This is a genomic window from Halalkalibacter sp. APA_J-10(15), assembly GCF_023017105.1.
Lineage (GTDB): Bacteria > Bacillota > Bacilli > Bacillales > Bacillaceae_D > Halalkalibacter.
Map to the genome: position 1 here is coordinate 548,394 of NZ_JALKEV010000001.1, position 18,131 is coordinate 566,524.

17 protein-coding genes and 1 pseudogene are annotated in these 18,131 nt (G+C 40.0%); 11 read left to right on the plus strand and 7 right to left on the minus strand.

The window, feature by feature from the left end:
* The first annotated feature begins 22 nt into the window (after positions 1-22).
* The 3 genes from MW695_RS02415 to MW695_RS02425 are packed head-to-tail and all read left to right on the plus strand — an operon-like array spanning position 23 to position 3,589.
* Positions 23-961: a TAXI family TRAP transporter solute-binding subunit gene (locus MW695_RS02415; protein WP_247102767.1), complete on the plus strand. Its 939-nt coding sequence runs from the start codon at positions 23-25 to the stop codon at positions 959-961.
* Positions 951-1,436 carry a DUF1850 domain-containing protein gene (locus MW695_RS02420; protein ID WP_247102769.1) on the plus strand — a complete coding sequence of 162 codons (486 nt, stop codon included), beginning with the start codon at positions 951-953 and terminating at the stop codon, positions 1,434-1,436. The genes MW695_RS02415 and MW695_RS02420 overlap by 11 nt, the downstream gene beginning before the upstream one ends.
* A gap of 14 nt (positions 1,437-1,450) precedes the next feature.
* Entirely contained in the window at positions 1,451-3,589 is a 2,139-nt protein-coding gene (locus MW695_RS02425) for a TRAP transporter permease (protein WP_247102771.1), read from the plus strand.
* A gap of 581 nt (positions 3,590-4,170) precedes the next feature.
* On the opposite strand, the gene gloA2 is transcribed toward MW695_RS02425, so the two are convergent.
* Positions 4,171-4,557, minus strand: coding sequence for an SMU1112c/YaeR family gloxylase I-like metalloprotein (gene gloA2, locus MW695_RS02430; RefSeq protein ID WP_247102774.1), 387 nt, complete (start codon positions 4,555-4,557; stop codon positions 4,171-4,173).
* A 155-nt stretch (positions 4,558-4,712) separates the two neighbouring features.
* Between gloA2 and MW695_RS02435 the strand changes: the two genes are divergently transcribed.
* Positions 4,713-5,327, plus strand: a complete 615-nt coding sequence (locus MW695_RS02435; RefSeq protein WP_247102777.1) for a zinc ribbon domain-containing protein — start codon at positions 4,713-4,715, stop codon at positions 5,325-5,327.
* A gap of 72 nt (positions 5,328-5,399) precedes the next feature.
* Here MW695_RS02435 and MW695_RS02440 read toward each other — a convergent pair whose 3' ends face one another.
* Positions 5,400-5,543 carry a hypothetical protein gene (locus tag MW695_RS02440; protein WP_247102779.1) on the minus strand — a complete coding sequence of 48 codons (144 nt, stop codon included), beginning with the start codon at positions 5,541-5,543 and terminating at the stop codon, positions 5,400-5,402.
* A 369-nt stretch (positions 5,544-5,912) separates the two neighbouring features.
* Here MW695_RS02440 and MW695_RS02445 point away from each other — a divergent pair, with 369 nt between their 5' ends.
* The 3 genes from MW695_RS02445 to MW695_RS02455 all read left to right on the plus strand — a co-directional run bounded on the left by MW695_RS02445 (position 5,913) and on the right by MW695_RS02455 (position 7,770).
* Positions 5,913-6,338, plus strand: a complete 426-nt coding sequence (locus tag MW695_RS02445) for a hypothetical protein (protein ID WP_247102782.1) — start codon at positions 5,913-5,915, stop codon at positions 6,336-6,338.
* A 79-nt stretch (positions 6,339-6,417) separates the two neighbouring features.
* Complete coding sequence (locus MW695_RS02450; protein ID WP_247102785.1) at positions 6,418-7,134, plus strand: YebC/PmpR family DNA-binding transcriptional regulator; 717 nt, start codon at positions 6,418-6,420, stop codon at positions 7,132-7,134.
* Positions 7,135-7,251: 117 nt separating this feature from the next.
* Positions 7,252-7,770, plus strand: coding sequence for a hypothetical protein (locus MW695_RS02455; RefSeq protein WP_247102786.1), 519 nt, complete (start codon positions 7,252-7,254; stop codon positions 7,768-7,770).
* Positions 7,771-7,894: 124 nt separating this feature from the next.
* Here MW695_RS02455 and MW695_RS02460 read toward each other — a convergent pair whose 3' ends face one another.
* Positions 7,895-9,214, minus strand: a complete 1,320-nt coding sequence (locus MW695_RS02460) for a Na+/H+ antiporter family protein (RefSeq protein WP_247102788.1) — start codon at positions 9,212-9,214, stop codon at positions 7,895-7,897.
* A gap of 242 nt (positions 9,215-9,456) precedes the next feature.
* Between MW695_RS02460 and MW695_RS02465 the strand changes: the two genes are divergently transcribed.
* Positions 9,457-9,711 (plus strand): hypothetical protein, encoded by a 255-nt coding sequence (locus MW695_RS02465; RefSeq protein ID WP_247102790.1) that lies wholly within the window; start codon positions 9,457-9,459, stop codon positions 9,709-9,711.
* Between the two features lie 445 nt (positions 9,712-10,156).
* Here the strand turns inward: MW695_RS02465 and MW695_RS02470 are convergent.
* From MW695_RS02470 to MW695_RS02480, 3 genes and pseudogenes are all read right to left on the minus strand, one after another.
* Positions 10,157-10,318, minus strand: a pseudogene (locus MW695_RS02470) (IS1595 family transposase); the annotation flags it as partial.
* A 338-nt stretch (positions 10,319-10,656) separates the two neighbouring features.
* Positions 10,657-11,511, minus strand: coding sequence for an SGNH/GDSL hydrolase family protein (locus MW695_RS02475; RefSeq protein WP_247102792.1), 855 nt, complete (start codon positions 11,509-11,511; stop codon positions 10,657-10,659).
* A gap of 14 nt (positions 11,512-11,525) precedes the next feature.
* Positions 11,526-13,388, minus strand: a complete 1,863-nt coding sequence (locus tag MW695_RS02480) for an InlB B-repeat-containing protein (RefSeq protein ID WP_247102794.1) — start codon at positions 13,386-13,388, stop codon at positions 11,526-11,528.
* A gap of 181 nt (positions 13,389-13,569) precedes the next feature.
* On the opposite strand from MW695_RS02480, the gene galE reads away from it, so the two are divergent.
* Positions 13,570-14,583 carry a UDP-glucose 4-epimerase GalE gene (galE, locus tag MW695_RS02485; RefSeq protein ID WP_247102797.1) on the plus strand — a complete coding sequence of 338 codons (1,014 nt, stop codon included), beginning with the start codon at positions 13,570-13,572 and terminating at the stop codon, positions 14,581-14,583.
* A gap of 67 nt (positions 14,584-14,650) precedes the next feature.
* Here the strand turns inward: galE and galU are convergent, their stop codons facing one another.
* Entirely contained in the window at positions 14,651-15,535 is an 885-nt protein-coding gene (gene galU, locus MW695_RS02490) for a UTP--glucose-1-phosphate uridylyltransferase GalU (protein WP_247102800.1), read from the minus strand.
* A 321-nt stretch (positions 15,536-15,856) separates the two neighbouring features.
* On the opposite strand from galU, the gene MW695_RS02495 reads away from it, so the two are divergent.
* Positions 15,857-16,975: a glycosyltransferase gene (locus MW695_RS02495; protein ID WP_247102808.1), complete on the plus strand. Its 1,119-nt coding sequence runs from the start codon at positions 15,857-15,859 to the stop codon at positions 16,973-16,975.
* 16 nt (positions 16,976-16,991) lie between these two features.
* A complete protein-coding gene (locus tag MW695_RS02500) occupies positions 16,992-18,119 on the plus strand; it encodes a glycosyltransferase (RefSeq protein ID WP_306421060.1) in 1,128 nt (375 codons plus the stop codon).
* Positions 18,120-18,131: the final 12 nt, after the last annotated feature.

Consider the following 18,131-nt stretch of genomic DNA (forward strand, 5'->3'; position numbering starts at 1 on the left):
TTTAAAGGGGGATGATGGTACGGTGAAAAAAATAGGATTGGTTGCAGGAGCAATGCTTCTTCTTGTACTAGCTGCATGTGGTTCAGATATTGAAGATGTAACGATTATGACCGGGGGGGAGCAAGGGACGTATTTTCCGTTAGGTGCTGCGTTAGCTAACAATATTATTAATGAACATGTTGATGGGGTAAATGCCGAATCAGTAACCTCTGGAGCATCAGTTGTAAACATTAATGGTCTTGTTGATGGCGATGCCCAAATGGCGCTCGTACAAAATGACATTGCGTACTATGCAAGCGAAGGGATCAATATGTTCGAGGAGGAAGGGCCGTTATCTGGATTTCATGGAATCGCGACTTTATATCCAGAAGTCATTCAAATCGTGACATCAGCAGATAGTGGCATTGAGACCGTTGAGGATTTATCAGGAAAGAGAGTGGCTGTTGGTGATCTAGGATCTGGTGCAGAAGCAAATGCGAAGCAAATTCTTGAAATTCATGGTATTACGTATGAAGACATTTCAGAAGAATATATGGATTTTGGGACAGCAGCTGGAAATATTCAAGATGGTAATGTCGATGCAGCATTCATTACAGCCGGTTTACCAACAGGAGCGGTTGAGGCATTAAGGGCAACAAAGGAGCTTCGCCTCGTTGAAATTAGCTCTGAAAAGCTTGGTGAATTAGCAGCTGCTTATCCATACTATACAGAATATGTAGTGGAAAGTAATGTATATGGTACGGATGGAGATGTCACAACTGCAGCGGTTTTAGCGATGTTAGTCGTTGATGAGGATTTACAAGAAGATTTAGTCTATGACATAACAAAAGCGATGTTTGAAAATGTGGACCAGTTCAGTAATGCGCATCAGCAAGGTACAAATATTACATTAGACTCTGCACTTGATGGGATGCCGATTACGATTCATCCAGGAGCTCAACGTTATTTCGATGAACAATAAACTTAGAAGGGGAAGCGAAAAGGCTTGGCGTTTCGGCGCTGCCTTTTTGTTTACCCTCCTCATTTGGCAATTAATCGGCTATATGACAGCTACTGAATATTTGCAGCTATATGATCAGATGGAAGGAAAGGTTATATGGGAGGAGCCGATTCAGGCAGGAGAGACGTTTTATCACGAGTATATTCATTCTGTCTCATTATCTCCTGTCCGTGAGTATTACAAGATGAATGCTGAAAGAAATATGGTGGCAATCGAAAGCTGGGTACAATCTTTTGGAGCAGGACTCCCATATGAGCGCAAAGACAAGCTGTTGTATATCGATGGGTTTTATGTGATTGAGGAGGAACGAGAGGTAGAAGCGTTAACGATTATGCCATCATCTTTGTTTCCACATTCCTTTTATCTTAAAGAGCATACTGTAGATTTAACAGCTTATGAAGGTCATAAGCTTCGCATTCGAATCGTCCGTCAATGAGAGGAGGGATTAAGTTGGAGCGTGATCAAACAGCTAATCAAAAAGTCAATGAGCTCGCTGGAAGCGATCGAGTGGTCAGAGGTTGGATGGCGTTGCTTATATTAGTTATTGCAGTGGTCATGTCGATTTATCACCTATATACAGCTGGATTCGGCTTAATGCCTGGTGTTGGAACAAGGTCGCATATGATCATTCACTTGTCGTTAGGATTAGCACTTGTCTTTCTTATTTTTCCAATAAAAAAAGGGCTTAACCAACAGCGGATAGCGACATATGACTTTGTCATTGCAGGTATAGCGATTGTCGTAGGATATTATTTATATGCCAATCAAACATCACCTTCGATATTATCTGGACGTATGACGTTCATCGATTTACTTGTTGGAATTGTCTTACTGCTTTTAGTGATAGAAGCTACACGGCGAGTCGTTGGTAAGCCCCTCGTCATTATTGCTTGTGTATTTATGACGTATTTCTTCATCGGTGGCTTTCTTAGTCCGCCTTTTCGCCATACACGTGCTAATTTTCAGCAATTTATTTATGAAATGGGCTATACGACATCTGGTATTTTCAGTACACCGTTATCCGTTTCGGCAACATATGTGTTTATCTTCATCTTATTTGGAGCCATATTAGAAGCGACAGGTGCAGGAAAGATGTTTATTGACCTTGCTTTACGAGCATTTGGAAAGTATAAAGGAGGCCCAGCGAAAGCGGCTGTCGTCTCTTCAGGAATGCTCGGCTCTATATCAGGCAGCTCCGTTGCAAATGCTGTAACAACAGGAACATTTACGATTCCATTAATGAAAAAAGTTGGCTTTAAGCCACAGGTGTCAGGTGGAATTGAAGTAGCTGCATCGTCAAGTGGTCAGCTCCTGCCGCCCATTATGGGGGCTGCAGCCTTTCTGATGATTGAATACACACCATATACGTATGCGGAAATTATTAAATCTGCTGCCATTCCAGCAATATTAAGCTATATCGCGATTTTGTTTATGGTTCATTTAGAAGCATCGAAACATCACATTAAAGGATTGCCAAAGGAAGCGCTTGTTTCTGGACGGAAAACGCTCATCCAACATGGCTATTTAATTTTACCTGTTATCGTGCTTGTATACTTTTTAGTACAAGGAAACACAGTACCCAATGCCGCTTTTTTTGCGATTATATTGTTACTTGTGCTAGCAAGCTTCACACATCGATTAAGGGAACGATTTGGTGCAGGTATGCTCGTTGCAGGGGGAGTCGCTGTTATCGCGTTTGCCTTACATTATTTCTTTGCATGGCGATTAGAGGTTGCGGTGATGGTGACGATTGGAATTATCGTTGCGCTTATGGTTGTATTGTTACAGCGTAGCTTTCATGTACAATCAGCTCCTGTACGCTTTGGATTAAGAGAGCTTATTTCTGGTTTAGAAATGGCGGCACGAAACTCTTTAACGGTTGTCGTTGCTTGTGCAACAGCTGGGATTTTAATTGGAGTGATTAATTTGACTGGCTTGTCAGCGAAGCTACCAACGATTATTGTAAACTTTGCTGGTGAACACTTAATACTTGCGCTTGTATTTACATTAATAGCGTGTTTAATTTTAGGATTAGGGTTACCGACGACTGCTACATATGTCATTTTAGCAGCGATGGTTGCCCCGGCACTTGTACAAATGGGGGTGCCGATTATGGCAGCGCATCTCTTTGTCCTTTACTATGGAATACTAGCTGATGACACTCCACCGATTAATCTGCCTGCATATGCTGTTTCGGGAATTGCGAAATCAGAGCCGATTCGAACCGGGATACAAGGGTTTAAGTTCGACTCTGGCGCTCTGTTATTACCCTTTGTATTTACGATGAATACAGCTATTTTACTTTTGCCAGAACAAGCAGGTATGTATAGTTGGTTGGAAATAGCCCAATATATTTTAACTGCACTCGTTGGTATATTGGCATTTGTTATGTTCATTCAAAACTATTTACTTGTGCGACTAACGATTATTGAACGACTGCTTGCCCTTGTGACAGCACTTGTCTTTATTCACGGATCGAGTATGACAGATATCATTGGGGTTTTCCTGTTTGGAGTGTTAATGGTATGGCAAGTGATGAGAAAAAGGAAGAGTGAGGTAGAAAAAGCTCACGAGCTTAATAGGCAGTAATGGGTTGAAGTATTTGCATAGTTAGCTCTTCAAGCCATAAATGAGCAGCAGAACAAATACACAGAGTGCACGTTCACCGCACCTGAAATATCCTTTGCTTTCCGCGGGAAACTAGTGAGTCTTCTCGCGGTAACGGCGAAGGCACTGAAAAAGTACAAATTCACTTTTTCAGTACCTTTGTAACGATCTTTTCTTTATTGAGTTCACTCCTCACACGAAGTTATTTTCATTCTTTTTGATGGAACGTCATTCCGTTATTTCCTTTATAAAGACTATATGACGGACATTTCGGATCCTCGTTCCGCTATTTAACCTGTTGCGCTTCGCTTTGCTCTTATTTTGGCCTATTAGCGGAATGACGTTCCACTTCGTACTGAAAAATGCTATATCTAGCTATTTTAACGGAATGACGTTCCGCTTGATACAAAGAAAGATCGCTTTGGTTGTTGCTTTTTCAGTGCTACGGCGCGGGGTCTCACCTTTGCTTTTTATCCGCTACGCTCTTCAAAGCGACTTTTGACAGCACTCCAATCACAAAGGGATTGTTGCTTTAACATGATGTTGTTTCATGCTGAACTAATTCATTGCTCATACAACTCAATAGGTAAGCCGTCTGGGTCTGGAAAGAAAGTAAAACGTTTTCCTGTTGTATCATCTAAACGAATAGGCTCAACTGAAATTCCATTGAACTCAAGCTCAGCCTTTGCTTCTTCCACATTTTGAACTAAAAAAGCTAGATGTCGTAACCCTTGAGCCTCGGGATAGCTAAGGCGTTTAGGACTGTTTGGAAAGGAAAAAAGCTCAATTTGATTGTGCGCACCTACAGCTAAGTCAAGCTTATAGGAATCACGCTCCTCACGATACGTTTCTTTTATAATAGGTAAATTAAGAACCTTTGTGTAGAAATGTTTAGACTTTTGATAATCAGAACAAATAATGGCTACATGATGAATGTGGTTCAAGTTCATGACACGGCCTCCTCATAAGATAATACTCATCCTACTTTTTTACTATTTTCCACTTTTTCCTACTTATTTTATCAACTAACCTTGTTATATAGTATAATAGAATGAAGGAAAAAAGTAGCCCTAGTAGTAAATTAATACAATGTGAGGTTATGCTTATGGTCATAAATTTTTGCCCGACATGTGGTGCAAAAAAAGAAGAAGGAGCGAAATATTGTGTTTCCTGTGGATTGGATCTTGAGTTAGTTAATGTAGGAACTGTGCAGGAGGAATCGAGTGAGGAAGAGCAAGCAGAAGAGTTACGGTCGACTTCTAGAGTGCGTAAACTATCAGAATATTCGTCTGTGATCTCGTATGTTGCTAATGTATGCATGTTACTATCATTAGTGTGGATTTACGTTGTAGCACGCAGAATCGTTACACATGGCGAATATACAATTGTGCCGCTCATTGCGCCAATGGTCGTGCTGTTATTGCTTTTATTCATCAGTCTGTTTTTGTATGAGCGTTATAGAGGCTATGCCCTATGGGGAGCTATTGCTTTATCTGTTATTGCATTTATTCCGTTTATCATGTTGTTCATTGAGTATACAAGAGTGTTTTCTAATGGGTTGATTTCAAGTGCAGATCGGATGGGATTTGTTGTATTAGCCATCTTGCCATTAACGTTATTGAGTATTATTGTACTATCCCAAATCTCTTTCTTAGTCTGGACATTTATGAGAAGTAAGATAGAGAGCACCGAGCATGCGCAGCAAGCAATTGAACAATAATAGAGAGAAAACGTCTAGTGATCCGAACTTCATCACTAGACGTTTTCTCTATTACTATGTAGCCCTTGCTAATTAGAGCATGCTGGATAGAAATGTAACACCTACACCAATGGCAATCGCAATCATTGGTACAACTACATATGTGACTAAAAATTTCTTGCGCTGCTTCCGTTGCGCGATTTCTTCTGGTGTTAAATACACGATAATAGCCCCCATTAGTCTATTTCACCATACAGAGAAGACACTATTATAATCATTGTTTGGTAAAAATTCTAAGCGTTAGTCCCTGTAAATATGTGTTTAACTGTATGAACTGATTTAGACTTTTGTATGATATAAATTAGTATACTAGGAAAAAAGAAGGTAATCGATCCTTTTTAAGAAAAAAAGGACTATTTTACTATGCTGTTGGCACCTTATATAATGGCTAATCTTTGAATAGCATTTTTGATGATTTTTGACAGAATCATGTAGACGATGTATGTTATTATTTTTTTGATTAACTTATGATTCTCTTACCTAGATAAAAGAATTTACATTATAGTTAGGGTTTTAGGTAAAGTAATCAAAAGAGGTGAATGACAAGTGAAGAAATTACTAGTACATGTAGGTTTCCTTTTTTTATTAAGTGGGTGTTTCTCTTCTGATTCAACTATGTCACTATTGGATGAAGAAGTTATTGCGATTGGAATTTCTGAATCGAAGGGATTTGGAGGAATTAACGAAGATATTCTAATTCTTATCGATGAACAGGACGAGCTTGATACTCTAATGCATATTATTGAAACAGCACGAAAAGAGAATGAGATCAAAATGACCGATGTTCAACCTGAGTTTGACTTGTTAATAGAATATAGTGAGGTAGATGGAACGTTTCCGACTCATGGGTTACATGTCATTATTGGGATGGATGGCGAGAAAAGTATTCTCTATTATATTGGCGATGAGACAGCTTATGTGACCTCAGAGGAAGACACGAGTGTTATGAGAGAAATGTTGTTGAATGATTAACACTCGATTCACAGTCTGTTTGTGCGGTATACTATAAGAAGAAAATACGAATCAAAAGAAATGAAGGTGAGTGGGTAGGATGGGTCGTAAATGGAATAATATTAAGGAAAAGAAGGCTTCTAAGGATGCAAATACGAGTCGAATTTATGCAAAATTTGGCCGTGAAATATATGTCGTCGCGAAGCAAGGTGAGCCAGATCCGGAGTTGAATCAAGCGCTAAAGGTCGTTCTAGAACGTGCGAAAACGTATAATGTTCCAAAAGCAATCATAGATCGTGCTATTGAAAAGGCGAAAGGTGGCGAAGAGGAAAACTACGATGAGCTTCGTTATGAAGGCTTCGGCCCTAATGGCTCGATGATTATTGTCGATGCATTAACAAATAATGTGAATAGGACGGCCTCAGAAGTTCGTGCTGCCTTCGGTAAAAATGGTGGGAACATGGGTGTGAGTGGTTCTGTTGCCTATATGTTTGATGCGACAGCTGTTATTGGAGTTGATCAGAAGAATGAAGAGGAAGTGCTAGAGCTTTTAATGGAAGCGGATGTTGAAGTGAGAGATTTGTTTGTAGAAGATGAGGCTGTCATTGTATATGCTGAGCCTGAGCAATTTCATGCTGTACAAGAGGCTTTTAGGCAAGACGGGGTTACAGAGTTTACTGTTGCTGAGTTAACGATGCTCCCGCAAAGTGAAGTATCATTAGAGGCAGATGATCAAACGCAGTTAGAGAAATTAATTGATGTACTAGAAGATTTGGAAGATGTGAAGCAAGTGTATCATAATGTCGATTTAGCTTAAAAAATCGTAAAAATGGGTATAAAATAATAAATGCTTATAGAGGCTGTTCAATAAAGGGTGTTTTTCCCTTTTTGAATGACCTCGAACAATGAGTGTAGACAACGAGGAGTGATACCGATGAAAAAGTGGATTTTTACATTGTTATTTGTATCTTTTATAGTAGTAGGCTGCAGCCAAGAAGACAACGATATAGACATTGAGCAATTAGAGGCTGAGTATGAAGAGTTACTTGAGAAAATCGAAGAAAAGGAGCTTGAATACGAACAGCTAGTAGAAGAGGTTGAGCAGCTTCGCCAAGAATTAGAAGAACCAGGAGGTGATTCTGAGTCGAATGATGAATCAGATCCAAATGGAGATAATGGTGAAAATGGACAAGAAGAAGAGTCTGCTGAAGAGCCTGTCGAGGGGATTGATGGATCGATTACGCTAGACCAAGGTTATTATATTATTGGAGCAGACTTACCGAGTGGAAGCTATTTGGCTCAAGCTGATGGTGCTGAAGGCTTGCTAAGCATTAGAGGTCCAGACGGTACAACCAAGTATGAAAACATCGTCTCAAATGAAGGTGTGTCGATTGAGTTAGAGCAAGGAGATACGTTTGAAATTGAAGTATCAACGACGTTAACAGTTGAATAGCAGTAAAATAAGAAACAAGCACAGAGCGATAATACCGGCTGTGCTTGTTTTTGTTATGATTGGAATGGAGAAAGGCAAGGAAACTAGTTGAATATATGGATCATTGCTTTAATTCAAGTCTGACTTATAACACCATTGCTGCGAGCCAACCAAATAATAGCAATGGGATATTAAAGTGTATGAAGGTTGGGACGCATGTATCCCAAATATGATTATGCTGTCCATCGGCGTTTAAACCAGCTGTTGGTCCGAGTGTACTATCAGATGCAGGAGCACCAGCATCACCAAGTGCACCAGCTGTTCCGATTAAAGCAATAATCGCTAATGGCGAAAAACCAGCAGCTATTCCTAATGGAACAAACAGTGTTGCGATAATTGGGATTGTCGCAAAAGATGAACCAATGCCCATTGTGATGAACAAACCTATGATAAGCATGAGAAGAGCAGCTGCGGCTTGATTGTCACCGATCATATTTGTAGCTTGAGTGACGAGCAAATCAACGTGACCAGTTTCACGGATAACAGCAGCGAAACCCGAAGCTGTTAACATAACAAAACCGATGAAAGCCATCATTTTCATTCCTTCTGTTACAACTCCGTCCGCTTCCTTCCATTTCAAAGAGCGTGTAGCAAATAAGACGATTAACCCTGATAATGCAGCCGCAATCATTGACTCAAAAGCCGTCTGAACGACCAATGTCACAAGAATGGCAGCAACAGCTGAAATGACAGACCACTTAGTATAATCTTGGTTTGTTTCAGATGAGCCAATCACAGGCTTGTTCTCATAGACTCGTTTTTTTCGGTAAGTGAACAGGACGGCAATGAGTAAACCGACGACAAGACCTATCGTTGGTAACAGCATCGCAGTTGGAACGTCTGATAAGGCAATCGTTAATTGATTTTCATTCATATTGTCGGCAATAATTTCGTGGAAAAGCGCCCCGAAACCATATGGCAAGAAAATATAAGGAGCTGTTAATCCGAATGTTAAAATTGTAGCTATTGCACGTCGGTCCACTCCTAATTCATTTAGAATTTGCAGAATAGGTGGAATGAGAATCGGAATAAAGGCAATATGAATCGGGACAGCGTTTTGAGAAAGGCATGCAACAAATGTTAATAAGAAAAAAATAAGTGCCTTTGATAATGCGGCTTTTTGCGAATCATTTTTTGTTCCCACTAAGCGGATAACGAACTTCACCATGACATTAGGTAAGCCAGTTCGAGCAACAGCAACAGCGAAAGCTCCTAGCAATGCATAGCTTAATGCGACAGAAGCTCCTCCACCTAACCCTTCATTGAAGGTAGCCATTGTATGTTCAAAGCCTAATCCGCCAATAAGACCACCAACAAGTGCACCGATCGCTAATGCAAGGACTACGTGTACTTTTGATAAACTAAGAATAAGCATAATTAAAACAGCTATTAAGACAGCATTCATGGTGTATCATCTCCAAAATCCTTTAGTTTGATAAATCGCTAATATGTGAAAGTCTTTATCAAACTATCATTTTTCTAGAATAATGTCAATCTGTAATTCTAATGTAAGAATCCAAACCTATGTAAAAAAAGGGCGAAAGATTACCTAACCAAAAAGAGGATAATCTGTCATAGACGTCGTACAATATACATAATAATAATGAACTTGCTGATTACATTTTAAAAATGAAAAGGAGAGTCATGATGGAAAGAAACGTTAAAAACAGTGCTAGAGTAAATAAATATTATTTAGCTGAAATTGATATTAACCCTAAAAAGCATCAAACGGAACGATGGAGCTGGGACATATACATTTCAACAAATGATGACGATCAATACTATGGTAAGGCTCATGCACCTGGTAGAGGGCTTGAGATTCCGTGGACTCAATTAGAGAAGCCGGACTTTTTAGCTGAAATGATTGATTTATGTGAACAGAAGATTCCACGTACGCAGTAAGAAATAACACTTAACTTTATGTACTTAAAATTTAGGCTGTGTTAAATAATATTGTTGATTTTTAACGAAAATAAAGAGAATTTCTATTTTTAGAAGTTTCCAGCCTGTCGACAAAGTCTCGCAAAAGCGAGACAGTCGACAGGCTTTTTTATTGCCAGGAAATCGTCCTCCGACCACGCTACCGGGATGGGGGGCACGCTTTCCGCAGGAGGGCGTTGAACTAACCGGCTCGCCGGTGGATTTCATCCTCCTGCAGGAGTCGGCCCTCCCATCCCGTCCGCTTTGTCTAGTGCCAAAAGGGAAGTTGGCTTCTCCTCAAATAAGAGACAGAAATTTTTTTCTATATCGGACCACAAACCGAGAAGGTTAACGCGAGTAAATGTGACCCAATCAACTTCAAGAAAATCGCCCCTTTCTTGAACAACGCAGACTTCCATTTAGGAAATTATGGTAATATCGGTTTATCATAGGTTTCGACTGTTGAGAATAAACAACTTTCTATTATCATTTTGCTGACGGTTGCATCGTTGTTGCGTTGTCTGATGCTATTGAGGAATCGAAACCAACTCAAATAATGGTCGAGGTACTTTGCAGCCACGCCATTGAATAGAGGAAATAGGTCTCGTCCATCTCGACAATCCCTTCAAGACAGGCTGAGTGTATTATTCCCTCCATTAATGATATGTGCTCCTAAAGAATGGTTTCTTTTCATGCCGTATATGTCTCTCTTTCCTTGATCATACTTGTTCATAAAGGAGGAGAGGGTCTATGCACGAAGATCATAATATGGTAAAGGGGCTCTTGTGGGGGACATTATTAAGCTTACCGTTGTGGCTGTCACTGTTTGGATGGGTGAAGATGTTAAGTGGGATATTATAATAAAGAAAGCGCAGAGTCTGGTGTTACCTTTTCTGCGCTTTCTTTACTACGTATGGGAGGCTTTCTTTAATTAGTAAGCAACTCATATAATGCCTCAGCCCAAACTTGGTGGCCTTGTTCATTCGGACGAGCACTATCAATATAGTTTTGTAAATCAGGATCATCCGTTGCTGGCCAAGCGAACCAATAATCAACAAATAAATAGCCTTCCTGTGCAGCGAATTGTTCCAATGCCTCGTTTTGCTGTAAATAATATTCAGCACCATAGAGTGGATTCCCAGGCATTAAAATGATTTCAGTCTCTTCTAACCCTACTTCAATAGAAGATAAGATTCTTCCGAGCATTTCAATCGAGTCCTCTTTCATTAACAACCCATTATCATTTAACAAAAATGGTTCAATAAAAAGGACATCTGGTTGGAGATTCATAACGGCATCAATGTGATCACTTTCTGCTACTTCAAATGTATTCAAGCGATCTACATCGACAATGTCCATCGTTATTTGAACGTCCTCAGCATGGCCTTGTAAGGAGCTAGCTAATAAATTAGGCCATGATGCTTCTGTGTTATCAAGTGTAATGGATGTCGAGCCTAATACGGCTATTTTTAATGTACCGTCCTCACCATATTGTTCGATCCATTCGCTAAGCATCCCGCTAGCTGAGGTAGGTGTTAATTGCTTGCTTGAGTCCTCGGATGAATCGTCATTGTCTAATGCTTCATCCTCATTACTTGGTTGCTCGTTATCACGTATTTCTTCGTTCACATCTACATCTGTTTGATTGGCGTCATCGGCAATCGTTTGAAGCTTCTGTTGATAATAGTAATGCCCTCCGATAATTAAGATGATGGCTAACACGATCGTGCTAATAAATAACGTCGTTTTCAAAACAAATTTTCCGCCCTTCTCTAAATTCAAAGATTAAGATAATTTTAGTCATCCTCAGTTTCTTGTTGCTCATCTTCCCCATTTTGTATTTCGGTAAAGACAGCTGTGATTGATTTCGATTGATCCATTGGGATTGTAAGTGTCTTTCGAGAACCTGAAGCATCTCCTTCCCAATGACTAAACTCCCATCCACTATTAGGACGTGCCTCAAGTGTAATTGAAGTCCCCTTTTCTATTTCGTGTTGAGTACGGTTGGATAGGACAATCCCGTTTCCTCTACGAGATACAGTCAGTTGAACGCTCTCTGGTTTTGGTTCTTCCTTCTCCATTTCTTTCTTGTCCTCATTATTCGTTGGCGGCATCTCCTCTGCAGGTGGAGGCGGGCTTGCTGAACCGTTATTGCTATTATTATTGCTAGAAGGTGTATTTGAGCCTGAATCTGCATTAGAGCCTGAGCTAGACCCTGCATTCGAATGAGAGTTGCTTTGTCCACCTGACGTTTGTTCGACTTCTCTGAAAATAGCTCGTAATGATGTATCTTCCTGCATTGTAATGGTAAATGTTGGTTGCGTACTTTCCTTTGTGCCTGTCCAACGAACGAATTCCCAGCCAGAGTCAGGTGTCGCTTGTAACGTAACGGTATCGTTTGCTTGGAATGTTGAATCAGCACGGTCCTTTGTTACAGTCCCTGCTCCTGATTTTGATAAGGCTAATGTATATTCGCCTGTGTCGCGTGTGAACACAGCCATAATGGAGAGGTGATCATCTGCGGTGATATCACGTATAGCCTCAGATCCTTCTAAGTCTCCTTCCCACCTTGCAAATGTCCAGCCTTGAGCAGGGATCGCTTCAATTGTAATAAGTGTTCCCGGCTCATACGTGTCCTGATCGGGGAAGATCGCTACTTGCCCTTCTCCAGTAACATTCGTTAACACGGTATGATTGTCACCAGAAATTCGAATATCCAATGAAGAGGTCAAGCCATCAGCTGTTGCGTGAATCGTTTCAATGCCCTCTTCTTCAGCACGAAATTGAATCGCTTGAGTATTCGTTTCATGTTCTATTAGTGTACCAAGCTCCTTTTCTAACGCCCATTCAGGGGTAATGTCCATGAATTCATCGTTGCTGTCATATGCCACGATCGAAAGCTCTAGCTCTTGGTTCATGGCAAGTAAAGGTGTTTCATCGATGTTTTCCCAGACGATTTCTTCGGCAACTTGTTCTTTTACTATGATAGCTAATTCGCGCTCTATAGAACCAGATGTGGCAACAATGGTGGCTTCCCCAATCTCGATTCCTTCAATTCGTAAACCGAGGTCGTCCTCTTCATCCATTATAGAAGCGATATCATCATTTTCACTCGACCACTCCGCCTCAAGAGGGATCATGCGGCTTTCTCCGTCTGACCAAACAAGTTCAATAGCGCGTTCGTGTCCGATTTGAATGAAAGGACGCTCTATATGAATTTGAATGTGATCCATAAATTGATCGTACGTCTCTTGAAACTCTCCTATGTCTGCTTGTTGCATGCCAAGCTCTAGAGTAGCAATAGCATCAGTTAAGTTGGATTGACTAGTGTATAAATCAACTAAATGTGAATAGAAAATCGATACTTCTGGTTGTAAATCAATACCGGCCTTTAATGTTTGCTCAGCTAAATCAAGCCTAGCGATGCCGACGTAGCTATGTGCTAATCCAACACGTGCATTGATGTGCAAAGGGTCGATTGCTAGAATTTCTTTATACAGTTCAATGCTTTCATCGAAATGAGCTTGATCAAAGGAATTTTTTGCTTCAAGCTCTAACTCTTCAATCTTACCACTAGATTCGAAAGGGAATACAAGCATAGATCCGACACCAATTATAATAACAAAGCTGATAATGGAAATGACAGCTTTCTTAGACATAGAAAACACCTTCTTTTACTAGTTGTTGGGTCAAAATAATAGAGGATAATAAGGATATTTGCTAGAATACTATTTTTATTATAATAAAAGCACCCAAATAAAGGAACAGTTCGTCGCAAAAAAGAGTGAAGGATGTTGAAAGAAATTTCCTTATGATATAGTTACGATAAAGGAGTGAGTAGTGATGATTCTTGTTACTGGTGGAGCTGGATATATCGGAAGCCATACTTGCGTTGAGTTACTTGAGGAAGGTTATGACATCATTGCTGTGGATAATTTATCCAATAGTCATCGTGAAGCGATTAGAAGAGTAGAGCAAATTACAGGGAAAACGTGTGCCTTTGAACAGGTTGATTTATTGGATTATGAACAGTTAGAGACAGTGTTTGAAAAATACAACATTGATGCGGTCATCCATTTTGCTGGATTAAAAGCAGTTGGTGAGTCTGTTGAAATGCCATTGCACTATTATCATCAAAATGTGACAGGGACGATTTATTTATGTGAAGTGATGCAAAAGTACGGAGTGAAAAAGCTAGTATTTAGCTCATCGGCAACAGTATATGGATTATCTGACGATGTACCTTTAGTTGAAACAACTCCACTTGGAGCAACAAACCCTTATGGACGAACGAAGCTTGTTATTGAACAGATGCTAGAAGATTTGTTTCGTGCTCAGTCAGATTGGTCGATTGCGCTGCTCCGTTATTTCAACCCAGTAGGAGCACATACTAGTGGACTTATTGGTGAAGACCCAAATGGAATTCCGAGTAATTTAATGCCTTTTATTACTCAAGTGGCAATCGGAAAATTGGACGAGCTAACGGTATTCGGTCATGATTATCCGACAAAAGATGGGACAGGCATTCGTGATTATATTCATGTCGTGGATTTAGCTAAAGGACATGTGAAAGCACTTAAGAAATTAAGCCAATTCACAGGGATCGATGCGTATAATTTAGGAACAGGGAATGGGTATAGTGTCCTAGAAATGATTCAGGCCTTTGAGCAGGCATCAGAGCGAAAAGTACCATATGTCATAAGTGAGAGACGTCCAGGAGATATAGCGATCTGTTATGCTGACCCGACAAAAGCGTTTCGGCAGTTAGATTGGAAAGCGGAAAAAGGAATCGAAGAAATGTGTCGCGATGCGTGGAATTGGCAGAGGATGAATCCTTATGGGTATGCTGAATAGTCGTTTAGAGGAAATGGAGAAAAGACAGCGAATCATCAAATGAGGCGCTGTCTTAATTATTGTAGCCTTACTTTACAAGGTTTTCGTTCGCTTTCTTTTCGATGTATTTCAACACATCATCGCGAAGATCATCACGGTTTAACGCAAAGTCAATCGTTGCCTGGATAAATCCGAGCTTATCACCGACATCATAACGTTTTCCAGTAAATTCACATGCTAGCACAGCTTGCTGCTGATTAAGCTTAACGAGCGCATCTGTTAATTGGATTTCGTTCCCTGCTCCAGGCTCGAGCTTCGCTAAAATATCAAATATTTCAGGGCGTAGAACGTAACGTCCCATAATGGCGAAGTTCGATGGAGCTTCTGCAGGTTTAGGCTTTTCTACTAATGTTTCGACATGAATGACATGCTCTTCAATTTCATTGCCCTTTGGTGCAATGATGCCGTATTTTGAAACGTCCTCATCTGCTACAGGCTGAACGCCGACAACAGATGAATGGTATCGATTGTATACATCTATCAGTTGCTTCAAGCAAGGAGTATCTGATTCAACAATATCATCGCCTAATAGAACTGCGAAGGGCTCGTCACCGATAAAGCGACTAGCACAAGCAATCGCATGTCCAAGTCCTTTTGGTTCCTTTTGACGAATGTAATGGATGTTCGCAATATTGGATATCGACTGAACCTCTTTTAGCATTTCATACTTTTCTTTGTGAGCTAATGTTTCTTCAAGCTCATATGATTTATCAAAATGGTCTTCAATAGCCCGTTTTCCACGGCCACTCACGATGATAATATCTTCAATACCGGCAGCTACTGCTTCTTCCACGATATATTGAATCGTTGGCTTATCGACAATTGGAAGCATTTCTTTCGGTTGGGCTTTCGTAGCAGGTAAAAATCGTGTTCCAAGACCTGCAGCTGGAATAATGGCTTTACGAACCTTCATGAACAGTCACCTCTTAAAGATAATGTCAATCTATTTTATCATAAGTATGAAATGAACGTGTCATTCCAAACAATGTAAATCGTTGAAATTGCTTCAACTCTATTAAACCTCTTTCTGTATCAATGAGCAACCTATATTAGATAATTAAAAGAATTAAAAAAGTCTTGTGTAGGTAGAGATATATGAAAAATATTAAAAATGTTGTGTCATCGTTTGTAACGATTAAAAGAAAAGAGACTTCATTTAAGTGAATATGGTATAATCGATTATTGGTTTATGAGCAAAGTACGTACCGCTAATTAGAAAGGTCGGTAGCTTGTGATGAAGAAAGTGAAAATCCTCTTTTTTATTTACCAAATGGGTGGAGGAGGAGCGGCGAGAACGTTATTAAATATTATAAATAATGTTGATCGTGAACGCTTTGCCCCTTATTTAGTGACCCTTAATATGAATGGGTCTTATGAGAATGAATTAAAGGAAGATGTGACATTTATTAAATTAGAAACAGCTCGCTTAAGTCGGTCGATTGGACGGCTTAAGGAGATTATACAAACGGAACAAATTGATCTCGTGTTTAGTACCATTCCGCGAGTGAATACGATTGCGATTCTTGCCAATCGTTTATCAAGGACAGGTGCTAAAAATGTGATTCGAGAAGCAGATAATTTAGGTGGAAGCTTTAAAGAAAATATGCAGCTGCTCGGCTTTGGTCTTGTTTATAAACTCGCTCACCAAATTGTGTCATTATCAGAAGGGGTGAAGGCGAATTTAGTGAAGCGGTACAAAGTGAAGCCTGAAGAGGTTAAGGTCATTTATAATCCGGTAGATTTACGATTGATTGCACAGAAACGGAAAGAAGAAGATATGGATTCTGTTCATCAAGCATTATTTGATACGGGAGATAAGGTCATTGTAACAGCAGGGCGTCTAGTGAAGCAAAAGGATCAAGAAACTCTTATACGCGCGTTTTACGCATTAAATCAAAAAGTGAGTAGCCAACTCATTTTATTAGGAGAAGGGCCGTTAAAAGAGAGCTTACTCTCACTCGGTGTCGAATTAGGGATTGCTGATCGTATTCATTTTTTAGGCTTCCAGGCGAATCCTTATCAATATTTTTCCAAGGCTGATTTATTTGTACTGACGTCGATTCATGAGGGCTTCAGTCATGTTATTGCAGAAGCACTTGCTACAGGGACACCTGTCGTAGCGACGGATTGTCATTCAGGGCCAAGAGAGGTATTGGATGATGGTAAGTATGGCGAGTTATGCGAAGTTGGTAATGAAATCGATGTAGCAAAAAAGATGGAAAAAGTACTTTTATATAATAAGGAAAAGAGTGAACAGGTTTCTCGAAATGGAATGGAACGCGCGGCTCATTTTGACGCTAATAAGATTGTTGCTCAATATGAAGCGTTATTTCTACAAACGTTAAAGCGTTAAAGGATGTGATTTACTGATGAAAAATCAAAAGGTCGTACATATAACGACCGTTCATCATCCACTAGATCCAAGGATTTATTATAAACAGTGTCAATCATTACAAAAAGCAGGCTACGATGTCACATTGATTGCTCCAAATGGAGAAGAGGTTATCGGTACAAGTGATATTCATGTTACGTCATTACAAAAGAGAAACGGACGGATAAAACGAATGCTGCTTTCTACGTTTGAAGCGTATCGAAAAGCAAAGAAGCTTCAAGCGGATGTTTACACGATTCACGATCCTGAATTACTTCCAGTTGCGTGGCTTTTGAAGAAGAAATCTAATGTCGTCATCTACGATATCCACGAGGATTATGAAACGAGTATTTTGCAAAAAGAGTATTTACCAAAGCTCGTACAAAAGGTGTTAGCGAAGGCGTATCGATTAATGGAATCGTTCTTCTCGAGAAGGCTTGAGCTTTGTTTAGCCGAAAAATATTATCAAGAAAAATATGAGCGAGGCATGTGCCTATTAAATTATCCTATCCTTGATCAAGGTGCGATTCAAGCAGAACGAAAGACGAATGAAACTTGTGATGAGCTAATCTATACAGGGAACCTTTCTGAAACGAGAGGAGCACTGACACAAGCACGAATTCCACTTTTTCATCCTGATGTAACCGTACGTTTCTATGGGAAGTGCGCAAAAGGTTTAGCTGAACAAATGTATGTCGAAGCTAAAGGTAAACAAGAGCACATTATCATTGAAGGGATTGAACGATATGTGCCAAAAGACGAAATTGACCAAGCCTATTTAGAAAAGCAATGGCTGGCTGGAATCGCGCTTTTTCCGTATGATCCTCATTATATGCGCAAAGAGCTTACGAAGTTCTTTGAATACATGAGTCATGGCCTGCCTATTTTATGCTCGGACTTTCCGGTGTGGAAGTCGTTTATCGATAAGCATCAATGTGGATTAGCAGTTGATCCTCATGATCAGAAGGCCGTTTATGATGCGATTGAATATTTACGAACGAATCGTGAAGAAGCGAGGAAAATGGGTGAAAATGGTCGACAGGCTGTAGTTAACGAATTAAATTGGGAGAAGGAAGAGGAGAAGCTAGTTGCTTGGTATCATAAACTAATCCCTTCTCATCAATAGAAAGGAAGGGGA

Excerpts from the sequence above, each read along its gene's own strand:
- MW695_RS02420 (WP_247102769.1), top strand. The coding sequence starts at position 951 with ATGAACAATAAACTTAGAAGGGGAAGCGAAAAGGCTTGGCGTTTCGGC.
- gloA2 (WP_247102774.1), bottom strand. The coding sequence starts at position 4,557 with ATGAACTTGAACCACATTCATCATGTAGCCATTATTTGTTCTGATTAT.
- MW695_RS02435 (WP_247102777.1), top strand. The coding sequence starts at position 4,713 with ATGGTCATAAATTTTTGCCCGACATGTGGTGCAAAAAAAGAAGAAGGA.
- MW695_RS02440 (WP_247102779.1), bottom strand. The coding sequence starts at position 5,543 with ATGGGGGCTATTATCGTGTATTTAACACCAGAAGAAATCGCGCAACGG.
- MW695_RS02450 (WP_247102785.1), top strand. The coding sequence starts at position 6,418 with ATGGGTCGTAAATGGAATAATATTAAGGAAAAGAAGGCTTCTAAGGAT.
- MW695_RS02455 (WP_247102786.1), top strand. The coding sequence starts at position 7,252 with ATGAAAAAGTGGATTTTTACATTGTTATTTGTATCTTTTATAGTAGTA.
- MW695_RS02460 (WP_247102788.1), bottom strand. The coding sequence starts at position 9,214 with ATGAATGCTGTCTTAATAGCTGTTTTAATTATGCTTATTCTTAGTTTA.
- MW695_RS02465 (WP_247102790.1), top strand. The coding sequence starts at position 9,457 with ATGGAAAGAAACGTTAAAAACAGTGCTAGAGTAAATAAATATTATTTA.
- MW695_RS02480 (WP_247102794.1), bottom strand. The coding sequence starts at position 13,388 with ATGTCTAAGAAAGCTGTCATTTCCATTATCAGCTTTGTTATTATAATT.
- galU (WP_247102800.1), bottom strand. The coding sequence starts at position 15,535 with ATGAAGGTTCGTAAAGCCATTATTCCAGCTGCAGGTCTTGGAACACGA.
- MW695_RS02495 (WP_247102808.1), top strand. The coding sequence starts at position 15,857 with ATGAAGAAAGTGAAAATCCTCTTTTTTATTTACCAAATGGGTGGAGGA.
- MW695_RS02500 (WP_306421060.1), top strand. The coding sequence starts at position 16,992 with ATGAAAAATCAAAAGGTCGTACATATAACGACCGTTCATCATCCACTA.